Source organism: Streptococcus sp. (assembly GCF_032481935.1).
In the GTDB taxonomy this organism is placed as follows: domain Bacteria; phylum Bacillota; class Bacilli; order Lactobacillales; family Streptococcaceae; genus Streptococcus.
The window spans coordinates 1-18,591 of sequence record NZ_JAWERU010000033.1 but is presented as its reverse complement, the minus strand read 5'-3'; the positions used below and the strand labels follow the sequence as shown (position 1 = coordinate 18,591).

Below are 18,591 nucleotides of genomic sequence, written 5' to 3'. Positions count from 1 at the left end.
TCAGTGTAAACTTCTACTTCAAGTGTTGGGTTACCGCGTGAGTCTAGGACTTCGCGAGCGTAAACATCAGTAATAATTGACATTTTTTACTCTCCTTATTGAGTTAAATTTTTTACACCTCTATGATACCTTAAAAAGACACCTTTTTCAAGGAAAAACGTTATCTTTGTGCAAATTTTCCTTAAGTTTATAAAGTAATCGCTTTCTTTTATCTGTTTTCTCCTTTTTTTATGATATACTATTTTTATGACTGATGTATCAAAACAAATCCTAGAAAAGGCTCATGGCGGGCTTAAACTAAATCCAGATGAACAGAGACGTTTTCTCGGAACTTTCGAGGAAAGGGTCCTTGGCTATGCAGACCTTGAAACAGCTAATGATGATAAATTTCAAAAGGGTTATGTATCTATTTTAGTGAGTTTAAAAAAAGAAACTGAACCTCTTTTTGTCAAAATTTCTCCTCAGGTAGTATTTGAAAAGCAGGTCTATTATCTAAAACAAGCCAAAGATGCTGACTTCCAAGCGACTATCGTTTCAGAAGATCACAATTCATCTCCTTTTGGCTTGATTATTCATAGTGATGCCCCTGTTCAAATAAATGAAAAAGATCTTAAAAAGGCCTTTCCAGACTTGTGGCAAGAGAAAGAGACTAAAGCTCCTACTTCTTTTTGGAAAAAGTGGTTTGGTTAATTCTTCTTCAAAGCTAAGATTTGACCAATGTTTGTAGCTGTATATTCTAAATAGTTAGCGGCATTTTTTAGACTGTCTTCCAGTGGTTCACTTTTTTCTAGTATAGAAAAGGCTGCAACGATATTTTCAAATGGTAAGGGTGGTAAATCCTCTGACAGACTCCCACAAATAGCAATAACTGGAGCACCATTTGGTGTTCTTTTTGCTACACCGATTGGAGCCTTGCCAGCTAAGCTTTGAGTGTCTAATCTACCTTCACCAACGATGACAAGATCTGCATCCGCAACTTTCTGATCAAAACCGATTAGATCTAAACAAGTGTGAATACCAGAAACAATTGTTGCTCCAGCAAAAGCACATAAGCCCGCTGCAATACCACCACCTGCTCCAGCTCCTTCCAGTTTTAAGATTTCAGGGGCAACTTTTCGATAGAAGTTTTCAATAGCAGAATCAACTTCATGAAATTGAGTTGGATCTAATCCTTTTTGTTTCCCAAATGTGTAAGTGGCGCCATGAGGACCACAGAGTGAATTTGTCACATCTGCTAAGATTTTAATTCGCACATCAGAAGGAATAGATATAGCTTTCTCCTTTGAGATATCAGTAATTTCAAACAAGAATTGACCAGTAGTTAGAAGTTCATCCCCATTTTTGTCATAGAACTGGTAACCAAGTCCTGAAGCAATACCAATCCCACCATCGTTACTGGATGTCCCACCAACTCCGATATAGATTTCTTTCATGCCATGCTCTATTAAATGCAGAATCAGTTGAGCAATCCCCTTTGTTTGAATCTTCAGGGGATTTCTTTTTTCAATAGGAATTTTAGCAAGACCTATCAAATCCGCAACTTCAAATAAAGCGAGAGTTTCTTTATAAACATAAGGCATTTGCACCTCATCACCAAAGGGACCTGTTACCTGAGTTGTATGTTCTTCAAGACCTAAAGCACTTTTTATGGCGTCTACTGTTCCTTCTCCTCCATCGCCAACAGGTAAGAGCAAACATTCCGATTCAGGTAGAGCCTTTTGAAGGCCTCGTTTAATAGCTTTAGCTACTTCACTTGCAGGGAGACTCTCCTTAAAAGAGTCAGGTGCGATAACAATTTTCATACACTGTTCTTTCTAATCAAAGGAAATCTATCAGATTCAATACTTTTGTTAAATCTCTATCTTCAATTTGAAGAGGAATTTCCTCTTTCACGATTTCTTTGGCACAGAAGCCAATGCCGATTCCAGCTCTCTTCAACATTGCTAAATCATTAGCTCCATCTCCAATAGCAATTGTTCTATCAATTGGTACCTCTAATTCATCAGCCCATCTTACTAGGGTTTCTTTTTTAACTTCTCTGCTGATAATAGGACCAACAAGATTTCCGGTTAAATGACCATCTCTGATTTCCAGTTGATTAGCAGCAAATAATGAAATCCCTAAATCTTTTGCTATTCTTTCAACCACAGGTGTAAATCCCCCCGAAACTAAACCCACTTCTATCTGATTTTTTTGCAGAGTGTTAATAAATTGCGCAGCATTTTTACTAAGGTGTAGTTCATGATAAATCTTATCAAAAGTATCTACAGATAGTCCTTGTAATAAAGAAACACGTTTTCTCAGGCTTTCTTCAAAATCTAGTTCTCCCCTCATAGCTTGGGCCGTCAGCAGAGCTACTTCATTTTCACACTCTGCTTCTTTCCCCAACAAATCAATAACTTCCTCTTCTATCAGTGTCCCATCTACATCCAGTACACAGAGTCCTTTAATTTTTTTCATATAATTGCCTTACTTTCAGAATCTCAAAAAATCGTATGAAGGTATCATACGATTTTAACTATTTAGTTTGCTAAACTGTGATACAAATCAAGATATGACTTGCAGGCTGTATCCCAAGAGAAATCACATTCCATCGCTTGAACTTGCATATTTTTCCAAACATCAGGATGGTTGTGATAAACATCCAAAGCTGTTTGCAATGCCCAGTTGAGCCAGTATGGAGTTAGGTTGTTAAAGCTAAAGCCTGTACCTGTTCCTTCAATTGGATTAAAGGCTTGAACAGTATCTCTAAGTCCACCCACCTCGTTTACTAAAGGAAGCGTACCATATCTCATGGCCATCATTTGTGAAAGTCCACACGGTTCAAAGCGACTTGGCATGAGGAAAATATCACATGCTGCATAAATCTCTTGAGCTAATTTCACGTCGAAAGTAATATTGGCAGAAAGTTTTTCTGGGAATACTTGACTAAACCAAGAGAAGGCTTGTTCAAATCCTGGATCTCCAGTTCCTAAGAGAACGATTTGAATATCCTCTTGAAGCATACGATGCAGGCTTTCAACCACCACATCAAAGCCCTTCTGACGAGTCAAACGTGACACGATACCAATCATTGGCACATCAGGACGTACTGGAAGACCAACTCTTTCTTGAAGTTTCGCTTTATTTCGAGCCTTACCTGACAGATCAGTTTTATTAAAATGATACTCAAGTAAAGCATCCGTCTCTGGGTTGTATAAATCAGTATCAATTCCGTTTACAATACCAGAAACCTTACCAGATTCCATACGAAGAATCTGATCAATACCGCAACCAAACTCTGTAGTCATGATCTCATAAGCATAGCTCGGTGACACGGTTGATACACGGTCTGCATAGAGAATACCAGCCTTCATCCAGTTAAGACAATCATTCCAACGAACTGTTCCATCAGCGTAGCGCTCAAATCCAACCCTGAACAAGTCCCAAAGCATGCTTTCAGAGAATTGACCTTGAAATTCCAAGTTATGAATGGTCAAAACAGTCTTGATTCCTTGGTAAGCTTGAATCCATCTGTATTTTTCTTTTAACAAGAACGGAATCATTGCTGTATGGTAATCATGAGCATGGAGGACGTCAGGTATGAATCCAATACGCTCCATAGCTTCAAGGGCAGCAAGTTGGAAGAAGGCAAAGCGTTCACCATCATCGAAGTCTCCATAAACATGTCCACGGAAGAAATAATATTGATTGTCAATGAAGTAGAAGGTAACACCATTTAGAACTGTTTTCTTAATTCCACAAAATTGTCTGCGCCAACCAACATAGACTTCAAATTGAAGGACATCTTCAATTTGATCACCAAACTTGGCTTCAACCATGTCATAGTAGGGTAAGATAACAGCAACTTCATGCCCAGCTTTTACTAATGATTTTGGAAGTGCTCCGATAACGTCCCCCAATCCACCTGTTTTTGAAAAGGGAGCTCCCTCTGCTGCTACAAATAAAATTTTCATGAAAGGACATCCTCTGTTACTTTTTCGCCTTTTTTGATGATAACAGGGTTTTCTGCTGTACCTCGAACGACAACTCCCTCAGCTATTTCAGCACCCTTATCAACAATTGCATACTCAACTTGTGCACCTTTTCCAACGACAACGCGAGGGAAGATAAGAGATTCTTTAACCAAGCTGTCTTTATTGATACGAACATTACGCGAAATAACAGATTTAATCACTTCGCCTTCAACGATACTACCAGAAGCAAATTGAGAAGTGTTTACTTTTGAACCCGGTGCATAGTAAGTAGGCTCTTCGTTTTTAACTTTAGTGTGAATCTTTTGATTTGGCGAGAACAAAGAGTAGAATTTATGCTGATCAAGCATATCTAAATTAGCTTGGTAGTATGTTTCTACTGAATGAATATTTGCTAGGTATCCTGTGTATTCATATGCAAAAGCACCTTCTTTAGCTGCTAAATCACGTAGAACATAACGTAATTTTTCTGGATATTCTTTTTGAGCTTCTTCTTCTAAACGTTTAATCAACCATTGAGTATCTACAACGAAGATATCTGTTGACATGTTGTAGTAATCTTGATTTGATTTTTTATCAAAGAGTTTGTGAGAAACCACATGGTCAGTTTCGTCGATATCAAGGATTGCATTTACTTCTGAAATGTCCTTCTTAGGCAATTTCTTATAAACAACTGTAATTGGTGATTTTGTTGTATTATGCAAATGGAAAACTTGATTGAGATCGATATTCACTAAAACATCACAGTTCAAGGAAACGGTTTGGTCTGAACCTGAACGTTTTAAGTAAGTTAAGAGTTGTTTATAGTACTCTTTTCCAACAGTACTGCTCTCTACACGAGTATTGTAGATTCCAAGATAGTAGTGGCTAAGAAGTGTATTCAAGCCCCATTCACGTCCTGAACGAATATGGTCAAATACAGAGCTGATGTTATCTTGTTGGAAAATTCCAAAGATACTACGAACACCTGCATTAGCTAAACTTGAAAGTGGGAAGTCAATCAAACGATACTTTCCTCCAAATGGTAAAGTTGCCACTGGACGGTTACTTGTCAAAGTTGACATATCATGGAAACCAACGGTATTTCCTAAAATCGCTGAATATTTATCAATCTTCATCTGTTGCTACCCCCACTACTTCATTATATCCGACTACTTGTACTTCTTCTGTACCATCAATTTCAACACCATCGGCAATAATTGCACCTTCACCGATGATTGCACGTGAAATTTTAGCACCTCTACCGATAACTGCTCCACTCATGATGACAGAGTCAACAACTTCTGCTCCTTTACGAACTTGAGCTGCTGTTGAGAGGATAGAGTGTTTCACTGTACCATTTACGTAACAGCCGTCCACTACAAGAGAATCTTCCACTTGAGCGTGTTCTCCAAGGAAGTTTGGTGGAGCAATTAGGTTACGAGAATAAATCTTCCATTGACGGTTACGGCTATCTAGAGCATTCTCTGGAGAGATGTATTCCATATTTGCTTCCCAGAGTGATTCGATAGTACCAACGTCCTTCCAGTATCCATTGAATTCATAAGCATAGACACTTTCACCAGTTTCAAGATAGTTTGGAATAACATTTTTACCGAAGTCTGACATATCTAGGTTGGCCTTTTCAGCTGCAACTAGCATATTACGAAGTCGTTTCCAGTCAAAGATATAAATACCCATTGATGCCTTAGTTGATTTTGGTTCAGCTGGTTTTTCTTCGAACTCAACAATACGATTATTAGCATCTGTATTCATGATACCAAAACGGCTAGCTTCTTTAAGTGGCACATCTAAGACAGCAACTGTCAAGCTGGCATTATTGTCCTTGTGTGATTGGAGCATATCATCATAGTCCATCTTGTAGATATGGTCACCTGAAAGGATCAAAACATACTCAGGATTGATACTGTCGATATAGTCGATGTTTTGGTAAATGGCATGACTTGTACCTTCAAACCAACGATTTCCTTCACTTGCAGAGTAGGGTTGAAGGATAGAAACACCTGTGTCAATACCGTCTAGACCCCAACTAGAACCATTACCAATGTGGCTGTTGAGAGCTAGTGGTTGATACTGTGTAATAACCCCAACATTATGGATACCAGAGTTGGCACAGTTTGAAAGAGCGAAGTCAATGATACGGTAGCGCCCACCAAATTGCACGGCAGGTTTAGCAATGCTTTGAGTGAGTTTACCGAGACGAGTTCCTTGCCCACCAGCAAGGATTAAAGCTAGCATTTCATTCTTCATTTTCTACTCCTTTTTGAGTTTTATTAGCGACTTTTTTAGTAGGTTTTATGCGACGTTTGATTTTCCAAATACTTGCTCCCATAGCTGGCAAGGTAAATGTCAAAGTCTGCTCATAATCCTTCCACAATCCTTCTTGAGTTTGAACTGTTTGGTTATGCTCTTTCCACACACCACCCCATTGTTCTAACTCTGTATTCCAAATTTCTTCATAAATACCTGCAACTGGTAATCCAATTGTAAAATCAGGACGTTCAACCGGTGCCATGTTGAAGACACAGACTAGCATCTCGCCTTTTTTACCCTTACGAATAAAGGATAGAACACTTTGATCTCTATTATCCGCATCAATGATTTCAATACCATCGTAACTTGTATCAATTTCCCAAAGACAACGGTGATCTTTATAAAGCTGATTCAACTGTGATGTAAAGTACTTCATCTTGGCATTCATCGGATCTTCTAGGTTAGACCACTCCAATTGCTCTTCAGATTTCCACTCTAAGAATTGACCAAATTCGCTACCCATGAAGAGTAATTTCTTACCAGGGTGACAAATTTGATAAGTGTAGAGGTTTCTCAAACCAGCGAACTGATTGTAACGATCACCCCACATCTTATGCATCATACTCTTCTTACCGTGGACAACCTCATCATGTGAGAATGGTAGGAGATAATTTTCATTAAAGACATACATAAAGCTGAAAGTCACAAGATTAAAGTCATACTTGCGGTAAATTGGATCTTCTTCGTAGAAACGTAGGATATCATTCATCCAACCCATATTCCACTTGTAGTCAAATCCAAGTCCACCCATTTCCTTCATACCAGTAATCTTGGTACCTGAAGAAGACTCCTCTGCAATCATCATAACATCCGGATGCGCTAGCTTAATAACATCATTCAAACGTTGTAGGAAATAATAGCCTTCATAGTTGAGATTGCCACCGTCTTTATTTGGTGTCCATGGAGCATTGTCATAATCTAGATAGAGAATATTACTTACGGCATCTACACGAACACCATCTAGGTGATAGAAATCAATCCAGAACTTAATACTAGAAATCAAGAAGGATTGTACTTCATTTTTACCTAAGTCAAAGTTGAGTGCTCCCCAACCGTAGTTGTTAGCCTTATTATGATCTTGGTATTCAAAAGTTGGTGTACCGTCGTAGTATGCCAAAGCGTCATCATTGATTGTAAAGTGACCTGGCACCCAGTCCACAATTACACCGATATTGTTGATATGACATTCCTCAACGAAGTCTTGAAACTCTTCAGGACGACCATAGGCATGCTCTAAAGCGAAGTAGCCCATGAGCTGATAGCCCCAACTCAAACCGAGAGGGTGAGCCATCAGAGGCATAAACTCGATGTGAGTATAGTTCATCTCAACGAGATAGGGAATGAGCTCTTCTTTGAGTTGAGCAAAGCTATAAGGTGTTCCATCAGGATTTCTCTTCCAAGATCCTGCATGTACCTCATAGATATTGACCGGTCTTTCGAAAAATCCCCAACGTTTTCTGCGAGCTAACCAGAGCCCGTCCTTCCATTTTTTTTCAGGAATTTCTGTTAGAACAGCGCCTGTCCCAGGGCGAGCCTCATAACGTACAGCTAAAGGATCAATCTTCATAAGCTGATGGCCATTAGCACGAGTAATATGATATTTATAAATATGTCCCTCTTGAGCTAAAGTTGTAAAAACTTCCCAAACTCCAGATTCATTACGAACCATGGGGATTTGATTTTCAACCCAGTTAGTAAAATCACCAACTAGATGGACAGCCTGCGCATTTGGCGCCCAGACACGGAATGTATAGCCATACTCACCGTCTCTTTCTTCACGATGCGCACCTAAATAGTGTTGAAGATGGAAATTTTCGCCACTAGTAAAAGTTCTTAAAGCCTCAAATTTATCCATTGAATCCCCCTTTTATTGTAAGCGTTTTCTATGTATCTATTATACTATCTTTTAAGAAAACTTTCAACTAATTTCCGAATTCTACAAAAATTTTTTTCGAAAATCTTCATATATTTATCTTAACATTTCTAAAATTTTCATAAATGATGATAAGCAGTGAAATTTTCTATCAGCTACTGTTACAAAAATAACTTTCATTATCTATATATAAAATAACTCACTTAAAAACTGAACGTTTTTGTTTTTCGATAACATAATATTCGTAGATAACTCTTTTAATATAATTTTACCAAATTTTCTGAAATTTTCAACTATTTTTAGTAATAGTTCCATTTTTATTTTTATGACTAGAAATATAAAAAACTCAAGAGTAAATCCTGAGTTTTTGGTTAATTTTTAAGATAAGATATTCATAACTGCCACACTGACATCGTCAATGGCATTTTCTTGGTTAGAACGGCTATTGGTTACTAACATTTCTAGGTTTCCTGCATTTTCATAGTAATAGGAAGCCCCTTTGGCATTGAATACAACCAAGAAGTGCTCTTCACCACCATGAATCTCGTAGACAATCCAACCACTATTTTCAATGGCCGTGTGTACAAAGACATGACGGTAGACTTCTTCATAGGTAGGGTATGAAAAGGCACTGTTTTGTATTTTAAGACGGATAATCTGACGGACAAACTCGATGCTATCTTGACGATCATTGATCAAATCCCAGTTGACTTGGTTGACGCTATCTGGAGCATTGTAACTATTCATTGCTCGCTCACGATCTGCGTGAGTCAACTCGCCATTTTCTCCTGTAGCTACAAGCTTGGTACGGCCAAACTCTTGCCCCAGCTCCATGAAGGCCATCCCTTGCATGAGAAGGTTCATGGCTGTCGCTGTTTCTACTTTCTTCATGATGCGTTTATCACTCTCCATCGGATGAAGTGTTTTAAGTAAATCATGTAAATTATAGTTATCGTGGGCTTCTACGTAGTTAAGAACCTGATTGGGACTGAGGTAAGAACCCAGCTCACGACTTCCAAGAATAGCCTTTGCGAGGATCGGCTCAGTACCTGCTCCACTGATGAAGCCAGATTTGATAGAGCCATAGACTTCACAACCTTTGACCGCATCACGTTGATTATCATTAAAGAATCCAATATTTGGCAACTGGTAGGCATTGTCTTTCTTAGCCTTGTCATAAGGAGCAAGACCTGTTCCCATATCCCAACCTTCTCCATACAGGATGATTTTGGGATCGACTTCGTCCATAGCCCAACGAATCATCTGCATGGTTTTAACATCGTGAATTCCCATCAAGTCAAAGCGGAATCCGTCAATATTGTATTCTTTTACCCAGTAGAGAAGAGAATCAATCATATATTTACGGAACATTTCATGCTCACTGGCAGTTTCGTTACCGACTCCTGTTCCATTTTGGTAGGTTCCATCATGGTTCATTCGATAGTAATAATCGGGAACCGTTGTTTGGAATGGCGCATCAACGGTTGAGAAGGTATGATTGTAAACAACATCCATAATAACACCGATGCCGGCATCGTGATAAGCTTGGACCATGGCTTTCAAATCACGGATAGCTTGACCTGGATCATTTGGATTTGTAGACATACTAGTTTCTGGAGCATTGTAGTTTTGTGGATCATATCCCCAGTTATAAGTTACATTTCCATCAGCGTCGTATTCTTTATGACGGTCAGCAATTGGTTGTAGCTGAACATAGTTGACACCAAGTTCTTTGATATAGTCAAACGCAGTCGATTGACCATATTGGTTAACTGTTCCAGTTTGCGCTGCACCTAAGAAGGTTCCTCTTAATTCTGGCGCAACACCAGATGTTTCAGACTTAGTCAAATCACGGATATGCATTTCATACACAACTGCCTGGCAAGGATTTTCCAAGCGCCAAATTGCTTCTGTACCATGCTTAACCTCAAAACCTTCGACCTGACGATCTTGATTTGAGACAATGGCTGAACGTTTTCCATCAGGACTTGTCGCTATTGTATATGGATCACGAGTTAATGACTGGTGATGAGGAAAGTCAATTTGGTAGTGGTAAGCACAACCTGCTAAGCTTTCTGGAACTGATAAACTCCAAACACCAATGGTATTATACTTGTGGCTATAGGAATAACTATTTCCTCGCTCCATTTCAAAGATTTTAAGGATAGGAGCGTCATTGCTCGCTGATTCATAGACAACTACTTGGACAGATGTAGCTGTTGGTGCCCATAAGCTAAAACTTGTTTCATTTTCAGAAACTTGACATCCCAACTCTCCTTGATAACCCCAGTGGTGGTCGAAACTCGCACTATTGATTGCCTTGTCAAAAGCAAAAGGATTTTGGTCTTTATAGTGGGGACTGGCAATAGCTGGATTTTCAGAATAATAAACTGTATCGTCTCCATCCAAAATCCAAACCTCTGTCAAAAGTGGATAGTAATTGAAACGAATAGGATACTCTTTGCTGACACCGTCTTTTTCAACGCTAAAAGTCATGGTTTCAAGTGCTACTTCACTCGATTGAGTCAGTGAAAATTTGGCTCCAAAGTATTCTTCTTCTTTGATAAGCTCTACTGAATCTACTGTTTTTTTACTGAAACTGCAAGCCTCGTAGGCTTCATCCTTACGATGATAATGAATAAGTACAGGATAATTGTACATGGTTCTCCCTAATTTCTAAATTAAATTTGATTTTATATGTGACTAATAATTTCTTGATCAATCGCCTCAGGATTCACAAAAAACTCAATGTGATTATGGCACACTTCCAAATCTACTGGTGTGTCGCCACCGTATTCTCCATCAAGATTAAGCATAAACGGCTCTTCCTGATCCAAAGTTTCAATTCGGAGTTTACTAGTTTTCAGATATTCAACATTGACATCTGATACGTGTTGGCCTCCGTTCATGGCTTGAACTAGCAGACTCAACATATCTAGGATTTTATCTGTCTTTACTAGAATAAGCGTGAAATTGCCATCATCCAACTTGGTATCAGGTGCAAATTGCTCAAATCCACCGATAGAATTGGTCAAGGCAACAAAGACAAGAGAAACTTCTCCTGTAAAAATTCCCCAATCATGGTAAATACGAACAGGACGGGCTTTGGATTTTGGGAACATCTCGATGCCTTTAGCAACATAGGCCAGATAACCCAGACGCGTCTTCAGTTCACTCGGAACACTAAAGGTTAGCTCTGTAAGAGCTCCTGCCGCAGCAATATTGATGAAATACTTATCGCCAAAGGCACGACCAATATCAATTTTCTTGGTTTCATTTTTAGCAATGATCTTCGCTGCAGCAACTGGATCCCCCATAGGGATTTTCAATGCTCTTGCATAGTCATTGGTAGTCCCAGTAGGAATGATGGCTATCTTTGGCCGATGTTCCAGAGGTGCAATTCCATTAACCACTTCATTGATGGTGCCATCACCACCAGCTACTAAAACCAAATCAAAGCCAGCTTTTGCAGCTCTTTCTGCTTCTTTCTGGGCTGACAGGTGTTCAGGTTTGGTCTGGAAAGCACTGGTTTCATAGCCTATGCTCTCTAACACTTCTAGGACTTCTGCGATATTTTGCTTGATAATTTCCTGGCCTGATGTCGGATTATAAATGAGACGTGCGCGTTTTTTTTCTTCTTTCATAGCTTACAAACTCTCAAGCCAAGCTTCATCACGAATCTCTATTCCCAGTTCTTGTGCTTTTTGGAGCTTGCTTCCTGCATCTGCTCCTGCTACAACAAGATCTGTTTTTTTCGACACACTACCAGTAACCTTGGCTCCTAGACTTTCTAATTTATTTTTAGCTTCTGAGCGATTAAGACGCTCTAGCTTTCCTGTCAATACGACAGTTAGACCAGACAAGGCTGCATTTGCTGCAACTGTCTGTCCTTTGTAGTCTAGATTAACACCTGATTCTTTCAATTCCCTTAAAAGGATTTCAGAACCCTCTGTAGCAAAATAGGTCTGAAGGCTTTGGGCAATGACACTTCCCAAACTTTCGATACTTGCAATTTCTTCAGGATTGGCTTGTGCTAGCGATTCAATTGAGTGAAAGTTTTGTAAAAGCAACTGACTTGCCTTACTTCCTACATGACGAATCCCCAAACCAAACAAGAGTTTTTCAGCAGAATTATCTTTGGATGCTTGAATAGCTTGGTAGAGCTTTTGCGCCGATTTATCCTTAATACCATCTAACAAGAGAAAATCTTCAACCGTCAAGCGATAAATATCCGCAACATCTTTAACCAAATCGGCAGCAAATAGTTTCTCAACGATAGATGGACCAAGGCCAGAAATATTCATAGCATCACGCGATGCGAAGTGCGTCAAGCCTTCCTTGATTTGAGCAGGGCATCGCGGATTGATACAACGAAGGGCAACCTCATCTTCAAAATGCAAAAGCTTACTGTCACAACTTGGACAGTTTGTTGGAATATCTAGTCTTTCCTCTGACACACGCTTGGATTCTACCACTCGTAGAACAGCTGGAATGATATCCCCTGCCTTATAGACAATGACGGTGTCATCCTTACGGATATCCTTTTCAGCGATATAGTCGACATTATGAAGAGTTGCACGACTTACAGTTGTACCTGCAAGTTGCACTGGAGTAAGATTAGCAGTCGGAGTCACAACTCCTGTACGCCCTACTGTCCAGTCAACAGAAAGAAGTTTCGCTTCTTTTTCTTCTGCTGGGAATTTATATGCTACTGCCCATTTAGGTGCTTTGACTGTAAATCCTAGTTGCTCCTGACCAGCTAGATCATTGACCTTAATCACAACTCCATCGATATCATAAGGCAACTGATCTCTTTCTCGACCAATTTCTTGAATAAACGCCCAAACCTCATCCATACTATGAGCTAATAGACGTCTTTGATTAACCACAAAGCCTAATTGTTCCAAATGTTTCAAAACCTTCTCTTGACTATCCCGAGTTGAAGGACTAGCTTCCTGATAAAGGAAGGTTGCAAGATTACGTTTGGCTACTACTGCTGTATCTAACTGACGAAGGGTTCCTGCAGCAGCATTTCTTGGGTTGGCAAATTCTGGCTCCCCATTTTCTTGACGAGATTGATTGACCTGGTCAAAAGAAGCTCTCGGCATATAACATTCACCACGAACAGTAATATCTAATTTTTCTGGTAAAGATAAAGGAATGTCTTTCACTCGTTTAAGATTTTCAGTGATGTTTTCACCGATGGAGCCATCACCGCGAGTTGCCCCAGCAACAAAAATTCCCTGCTCATAAGTCAAGGAAATCGATAAACCATCAATCTTCAACTCACAAATATAAGTGACATCATCCAATTCTTTACGAACACGCGCATCAAAGGAATCCAGCTCTTCACGAGAAAAAGCATCCTGCAAACTATAAAGAGGATACTGATGACTATATTTCTCAAACCCATCAAGAATCTTTCCACCAACACGATGTGTCGGACTTTCTGGTAAAACTTGGTCAGGATGAGCTTTTTCTAACTCTACCAATTCACGATAAAGACGGTCATACTCACTATCAGATACAGATGGATTATCACTTGTATAATACTCTGTCGCATAGCGATTGAGCAGTTCAACGAGCTCTTTCATTCTTTCATTCATAGAACCATTTTACCATAAAAAGGACTCTATAAACAATACTCAAGCTCTAAAAAAGAAAATGAGAAGGATATTTCTATCGCTTCTCATTTATTTTTATTTTTTACGATTCAAAATAGCATTCAAGACGATGGCTACTGTACTTGCAATGACAATACCATTTGAGAAGAACATTTGTAATTCAGTCGGTAAAGTATTGAAGAGATTGCTTCCGTTTAATCCCACCCCAGCAGAAATAGAAACTGCTGCAATGAGGAAGTTGTGTTCATTATGTTCGAAGTCTACACGCGCCAAGATTTGCATCCCTTGGAGAGATACAAAACCAAACATGACGAGCATAGCTCCACCAAGAACAGGGCTTGGAATAATCTGAGCCAAGGCACCAAACTTAGGCAAGAGACCGAGCAAGATAAGGAAACCAGCTGCGTAATAGATTGGCAAACGAGTACGAATACCTGAAAGTTTCACCAAGCCTACGTTTTGTGAAAATCCTGTATAAGGGAAGGTATTGAAAAGTCCACCAAGCAGAACAGCGAGACCTTCTGCACGATAACCATTGCGAAGACGAGTGCTATCGATTGGATCTTTAGTAATATCAGAAAGGGCAAGATACACACCAGTTGATTCTACCATAGATACAGTAGCGATAATACACATCATTACAATAGAAGAAATCTCAAATTGTGGAGCACCGAAGTAAAATGGAGTCGGGATATGAACGAGTGGAGCTTCTGCTACTGGAGAGAAGTCAACCAAGCCCATAGTAGCAGCAATAATGGTACCTGCAATCAAACCGATCAAAATGGAAATAGATTTGATAAATCCTTTTGTAAGAATATTTACCAAAAGAATAATGAGAACTGTAATCATTGCCAAAGCTAAACTTTGTCCAGTAGGTTTTTCAACGTTATTTCCCATATTTCCGATGGCAACTGGAATCAAGGTCAATCCGATAGTTGTGATAACAGAACCAGTTACGATTGCAGGGAAAAGATTGGCAACTTTAGAGAAGATACCTGAAATCAGGATAACATAAATCCCTGAAGCAATCAAAGCTCCGAACATAGCACCACTACCATGACTCTGACCGATCATGATCAGTGGAGCAACAGACTGGAAGGCTACCCCAAGAACAATAGGCAAACCGACACCAAAATGTTTATTGAGTTGCAATTGTAAAAGAGTTGCAACCCCACACATAAAGATATCTGTTGAAATAAGGTAGGTCAACTGTTGAGCTGAATACCCTAAAGCACTTGCAATCATGATTGGTACCAGAATTGAACCTGAGTACATGGCTAGCAAGTGTTGCAAACCAAGAACGGCTGCCTGTGAGTGGTTTTCCTGTTGTTTCATTAGATATCTGCCTCCTTAAAGATAACTTTTCCATTTTCAAAACGCTCTAATCGCGCGAGTGATACTACTTGATGACCTGATTTTTCTAGCAGTTCACGACCATCTTGGAAGGATTTTTCAATCACAATTCCGATAGCTTCAACTGTAGCACCAGCTTGTTCAATGATCTGAATCAAACCTTTAGCTGCTTGACCATTAGCCAAGAAATCATCAATAATCAATACTTTATCTTGAGGAGATAAGAACTTACCTGCAATGGATACGGTACTTGTTACTTGTTTAGTGAAAGAATAAACCTCAGCAGTTAAAATTCCTTCATTCATAGTAATATTTTTTGCCTTTTTAGCAAAAATCATGGGTACTTCTAACTGTTCTGCCACATATAAGGCTGGGGCAATCCCAGATGCTTCAATGGTTACAACTTTTGTAATGCCAGCATTTTTAAAATGCTCTGCAAAAGTACGACCAATCTCACGCATCAAGGAATAATCAACTTGGTGGGTCAAGAAGGAATCCACCTTAAGAATATTCTCACCAAGGACGTTTCCGTCCTTTAAAATTCGTTCTTCTAATAATTTCACAATAACCTCCGAAATAAAAAGAGACTTACCAAGTAAGCCTCTAGGAAACAAAGAAATAGATTTAACCCCTATCCTTTTATCTCTGCAGCTTACTCATTGTTAGGTATTTACGGTACCTTGTAGAAACGCCACGCCAATTCGTGGCATAAATAAGTAATAGTAATATTAGTGAGCGTCACCATTCCAGATAGAGTTTTTCACAATGACATAGTCAACGTGACGAAGATCAGCAACCTTACGACCTCCAGCATAAGAAATCGAACTTTGCAAATCCTGTTCCATCTCTGTTAAGGTATCCTGTAAATGTCCTTTGGCAGGAAGAAGAATTTTCTTACCTTCGACGTTCTTGTAGGCACCTTTTTGATATTCTGAAGCTGAACCATAGTATTCTTTGAATTGTTTACCATCAACTTCAACTGTTTTACCAGGACTTTCGATATGCCCTGCAAATAGTGAACCAATCATAACCATACTTGCACCAAAGCGGATTGATTTGGCGATATCACCATGTGTACGAATACCACCATCAGCAATAATCGGCTTACGCGCAGCCTTAGCACACCAGCGAAGGGCTGCTAACTGCCAACCCCCAGTACCAAAACCAGTTTTTACCTTAGTAATACATACCTTACCTGGACCGATTCCGACCTTAGTAGCATCTGCACCAGCATTTTCAAGTTCACGCACGGCTTCTGGAGTTCCAACATTACCAGCGATAACAAAAGTATCAGGTAATTCTTTCTTGATATGCTGAATCATTGAAATCACGCTATCAGCATGACCATGAGCAATATCAATGGTGATGTACTCTGGTGCATCAGCCTTTAATTGACTCACAAAATCATACTCGTAGTCTTTAACACCTACCGAGATAGATGCAATCAACCCTTTTTCATGCATGCGTTTCACAAAAGGAATGCGTCCTTCTTCATCAAAACGGTGCATGATGTAGAAATAGCCACCCTTGGCAAGCTGTTCAGCAACATCTTCATCCAAGATAGTCTGCATATTAGAAGGAACAACTGGCAACTTAAAGGTATGTTTTCCCAAGGTCACATGTGTATCAGCTTCTGCTCGACTTTGAAGGACACACTTATTTGGGATTAGCTGAATATCTTCATAGTCAAAGATCGGAAATTCGTTTAACATATTTCTCTCATTTCTCTTATTTAGACCTTCCTAAAGTTAGGAATAGCCTCGTCTTTTCCAGACAATTACTCTAACAAGTTTACAATAATGTCCGTTTTTTGTCAATTGTAATGACCGAAAACAAATAATGTTCGTGTTTATAATTCTTGATTTAGATAATAAGTAGACATTTAGATGCCTTATGTCTGAAATTGCACTACCTTAATGATGCCTTCTATAAAATATTTTTTGAAGATTAAAAAAAGCCCAGCGTAGAAGCTTTCTCCCCTCTTAACACTAGACTTCTTTCTTATTTTAATAATACTCACCTTGACGGTAATCCCATGAGTTAAAGTTGTCTGACAGATGCATCATGATTTTATCAATGTCAAGGCCTTTACGGATAACCACTGGAGCTGGTGAAGTTGAGCGAGCTCCTCCTTGTTCTGGGATGAGTTTGCCATCTTTATCGACCATAGAGACCATCACACCTTGCTCGTAGCGTGTTTCAATGGTTTTGTCAGGTTGGATAGAGGCTACATAGTCGTCTGCTTCGATAACAAGGTCCACTGCTCCTTCGATGCGTTCTCCGATTCCTTCTACCTTACCACGGTTTCCTTTTCCAGATGGGTTAGCTGATGAGGCATAAACCATCTTGCCTTCTTCCCAAAGTTTGGCAGCCAATTGTTCACCAGCTTTCCCAAACTTGATAACAAAACAGCTAGTACCACGCACGTCAGTCATAAGTTCTTCACGGCCATCACCGTATGCTTTGAGTTTTTCAAAAGCTTCTGGTTTCCAAGGAAGGATACAACCAAGGAGAATGTCTTCGTCCCAATGTTTTTGGTAGAAGGCTTCAATTTCTGGGTTAAGTTGTGCTAAAGCGCGAAGTTCATCCATGCTACCGCAGAGAACAACACCTGGTTTGTTACGGTTACGTTCTTTAGCTTCAAACTTACGTTCAAGTCCTGCTTTGTCACTGGTCATGATGATGTAGCCAACTTTTGTAGGACAAACAATACATCCGCCCTCACCTTTTAAAATGTCATAGCCTTCTTGTGAAAGTGTTCCGTTCCATTGAATGTGTTTAGTCATAGTTCTATATTTCCTTTTCTATTTTTTTCTAATCCTGCCAGTAGGCTGGTCGTTGTTTTTCATAAGCAGCAATCAAATCTTCATACTGCAAGGTAATACCGATATCATCCAAACCATTTAAAAGCTTGTGTTTCCATTCACTATCGATTTCGAAAGTGAATTCTCCAACTGGTGAGATGATTTTCTGTTGTTCCAAGTCCACAGTTACCTGGTCACTTGGTTGTAGCTGAGCTAGTTTCTCTCTAACCTCTCTAGGCTGGACAATGGGCAACATGCCATTATTAAGTTCATTATTGTAATGAATATCACCAAAAGACCCTGCAATCACGACTTTAAAACCATAGTCTGCTAGAGCCCAAGCCGCGTGTTCCCTCGAAGAACCTGCCCCAAAGTTATCACCTGAGATGAGGATACTGGCTTTCCGATATTCAGGTCGGTTAAAGACAAAGTCTGGGTCCTCAGTATACTTGTCGTCCAGATAACGCCAAGCATACATGAGGTACTTACCAAAGCCTTTCTTATCTATTAACTTGAGAAACTGCTTAGGTAGGATTTGATCGGTATCGATATTATCATTCATGAGAGGAACGGTCGTTCCCGTATAAACTGTAAATTTCTCCATATCCTCTCCTTACTGGGCTTCTGGCATTTGCCGAACATCTACGAAG

General features: G+C 39.5%; 15 protein-coding genes and 1 riboswitch. Of the genes, 1 reads left to right on the top strand and 14 read right to left on the bottom strand.

Going from position 1 to position 18,591, the window contains the following annotated elements; genetic code table 11:
• The first annotated feature begins 246 nt into the window (after window positions 1–246).
• Window positions 247–690 carry a DUF1694 domain-containing protein gene (locus E7C97_RS07105; protein WP_316108603.1) on the top strand — a complete coding sequence of 148 codons (444 nt, stop codon included), beginning with the start codon at window positions 247–249 and terminating at the stop codon, window positions 688–690.
• Here the strand turns inward: E7C97_RS07105 and E7C97_RS07100 are convergent.
• From E7C97_RS07100 to leuD, 14 genes are all read right to left on the bottom strand, one after another.
• Window positions 687–1,802, bottom strand: coding sequence for a glycerate kinase (locus E7C97_RS07100; protein WP_316108601.1), 1,116 nt, complete (start codon window positions 1,800–1,802; stop codon window positions 687–689). The genes E7C97_RS07105 and E7C97_RS07100 overlap by 4 nt on opposite strands.
• Before the next feature lie 16 nt (window positions 1,803–1,818).
• Window positions 1,819–2,460, bottom strand: a complete 642-nt coding sequence (gene serB, locus E7C97_RS07095; protein WP_316108600.1) for a phosphoserine phosphatase SerB — start codon at window positions 2,458–2,460, stop codon at window positions 1,819–1,821.
• A 62-nt stretch (window positions 2,461–2,522) separates the two neighbouring features.
• Window positions 2,523–3,956 carry a glycogen synthase GlgA gene (glgA, locus tag E7C97_RS07090; RefSeq protein ID WP_316108599.1) on the bottom strand — a complete coding sequence of 478 codons (1,434 nt, stop codon included), beginning with the start codon at window positions 3,954–3,956 and terminating at the stop codon, window positions 2,523–2,525.
• On the bottom strand, window positions 3,953–5,092 hold the full coding sequence (gene glgD / locus E7C97_RS07085; RefSeq protein ID WP_316108598.1) for a glucose-1-phosphate adenylyltransferase subunit GlgD: 1,140 nt from the start codon (window positions 5,090–5,092) through the stop codon (window positions 3,953–3,955). Before glgD ends, glgA begins: the two co-directional genes overlap by 4 nt.
• Window positions 5,082–6,224, bottom strand: coding sequence for a glucose-1-phosphate adenylyltransferase (locus tag E7C97_RS07080; protein WP_316108597.1), 1,143 nt, complete (start codon window positions 6,222–6,224; stop codon window positions 5,082–5,084). The genes glgD and E7C97_RS07080 overlap by 11 nt, the downstream gene beginning before the upstream one ends.
• Window positions 6,214–8,142, bottom strand: a complete 1,929-nt coding sequence (glgB, locus tag E7C97_RS07075; RefSeq protein ID WP_316108596.1) for a 1,4-alpha-glucan branching protein GlgB — start codon at window positions 8,140–8,142, stop codon at window positions 6,214–6,216. The genes E7C97_RS07080 and glgB overlap by 11 nt, the downstream gene beginning before the upstream one ends.
• A 396-nt stretch (window positions 8,143–8,538) precedes the next feature.
• On the bottom strand, window positions 8,539–10,821 hold the full coding sequence (gene pulA, locus E7C97_RS07070; protein WP_316108595.1) for a type I pullulanase: 2,283 nt from the start codon (window positions 10,819–10,821) through the stop codon (window positions 8,539–8,541).
• Between the two features lie 32 nt (window positions 10,822–10,853).
• Window positions 10,854–11,804 (bottom strand): diacylglycerol kinase family lipid kinase, encoded by a 951-nt coding sequence (locus tag E7C97_RS07065; protein ID WP_316108594.1) that lies wholly within the window; start codon window positions 11,802–11,804, stop codon window positions 10,854–10,856.
• Between the two features lie 3 nt (window positions 11,805–11,807).
• Window positions 11,808–13,766: an NAD-dependent DNA ligase LigA gene (gene ligA, locus E7C97_RS07060; RefSeq protein ID WP_316108593.1), complete on the bottom strand. Its 1,959-nt coding sequence runs from the start codon at window positions 13,764–13,766 to the stop codon at window positions 11,808–11,810.
• A 93-nt stretch (window positions 13,767–13,859) separates the two neighbouring features.
• Window positions 13,860–15,119 carry a nucleobase:cation symporter-2 family protein gene (locus tag E7C97_RS07055; protein WP_049504130.1) on the bottom strand — a complete coding sequence of 420 codons (1,260 nt, stop codon included), beginning with the start codon at window positions 15,117–15,119 and terminating at the stop codon, window positions 13,860–13,862.
• Entirely contained in the window at window positions 15,119–15,700 is a 582-nt protein-coding gene (locus E7C97_RS07050; RefSeq protein WP_316108592.1) for a xanthine phosphoribosyltransferase, read from the bottom strand. Before E7C97_RS07050 ends, E7C97_RS07055 begins: the two co-directional genes overlap by 1 nt.
• 76 nt (window positions 15,701–15,776) lie before the next feature.
• A riboswitch (purine riboswitch) is annotated at window positions 15,777–15,873 on the bottom strand.
• The gene (gene guaC / locus E7C97_RS07045; protein WP_004253488.1) at window positions 15,866–16,849 is read right to left on the bottom strand and encodes a GMP reductase; all 984 of its coding nucleotides are present in this window, start codon (window positions 16,847–16,849) and stop codon (window positions 15,866–15,868) included. (Overlaps the previous riboswitch by 8 nt.)
• Window positions 16,850–17,143: 294 nt before the next feature.
• The gene (locus E7C97_RS07040) at window positions 17,144–17,923 is read right to left on the bottom strand and encodes a Sua5/YciO/YrdC/YwlC family protein (protein WP_316108591.1); all 780 of its coding nucleotides are present in this window, start codon (window positions 17,921–17,923) and stop codon (window positions 17,144–17,146) included.
• Between the two features lie 28 nt (window positions 17,924–17,951).
• On the bottom strand, window positions 17,952–18,545 hold the full coding sequence (gene leuD, locus E7C97_RS07035; protein WP_000410625.1) for a 3-isopropylmalate dehydratase small subunit: 594 nt from the start codon (window positions 18,543–18,545) through the stop codon (window positions 17,952–17,954).
• Between the last annotated feature and the right edge of the window lie 46 nt (window positions 18,546–18,591).

Coding starts and splice junctions, on each gene's coding strand:
- E7C97_RS07105 (WP_316108603.1), top strand. CDS start 247: ATGACTGATGTATCAAAACAAATCCTAGAAAAGGCTCATGGCGGGCTT.
- E7C97_RS07100 (WP_316108601.1), bottom strand. CDS start 1,802: ATGAAAATTGTTATCGCACCTGACTCTTTTAAGGAGAGTCTCCCTGCA.
- serB (WP_316108600.1), bottom strand. CDS start 2,460: ATGAAAAAAATTAAAGGACTCTGTGTACTGGATGTAGATGGGACACTG.
- glgA (WP_316108599.1), bottom strand. CDS start 3,956: ATGAAAATTTTATTTGTAGCAGCAGAGGGAGCTCCCTTTTCAAAAACA.
- glgD (WP_316108598.1), bottom strand. CDS start 5,092: ATGAAGATTGATAAATATTCAGCGATTTTAGGAAATACCGTTGGTTTC.
- E7C97_RS07080 (WP_316108597.1), bottom strand. CDS start 6,224: ATGAAGAATGAAATGCTAGCTTTAATCCTTGCTGGTGGGCAAGGAACT.
- glgB (WP_316108596.1), bottom strand. CDS start 8,142: ATGGATAAATTTGAGGCTTTAAGAACTTTTACTAGTGGCGAAAATTTC.
- pulA (WP_316108595.1), bottom strand. CDS start 10,821: ATGTACAATTATCCTGTACTTATTCATTATCATCGTAAGGATGAAGCC.
- E7C97_RS07065 (WP_316108594.1), bottom strand. CDS start 11,804: ATGAAAGAAGAAAAAAAACGCGCACGTCTCATTTATAATCCGACATCA.
- ligA (WP_316108593.1), bottom strand. CDS start 13,766: ATGAATGAAAGAATGAAAGAGCTCGTTGAACTGCTCAATCGCTATGCG.
- E7C97_RS07055 (WP_049504130.1), bottom strand. CDS start 15,119: ATGAAACAACAGGAAAACCACTCACAGGCAGCCGTTCTTGGTTTGCAA.
- guaC (WP_004253488.1), bottom strand. CDS start 16,849: ATGTTAAACGAATTTCCGATCTTTGACTATGAAGATATTCAGCTAATC.
- E7C97_RS07040 (WP_316108591.1), bottom strand. CDS start 17,923: ATGACTAAACACATTCAATGGAACGGAACACTTTCACAAGAAGGCTAT.
- leuD (WP_000410625.1), bottom strand. CDS start 18,545: ATGGAGAAATTTACAGTTTATACGGGAACGACCGTTCCTCTCATGAAT.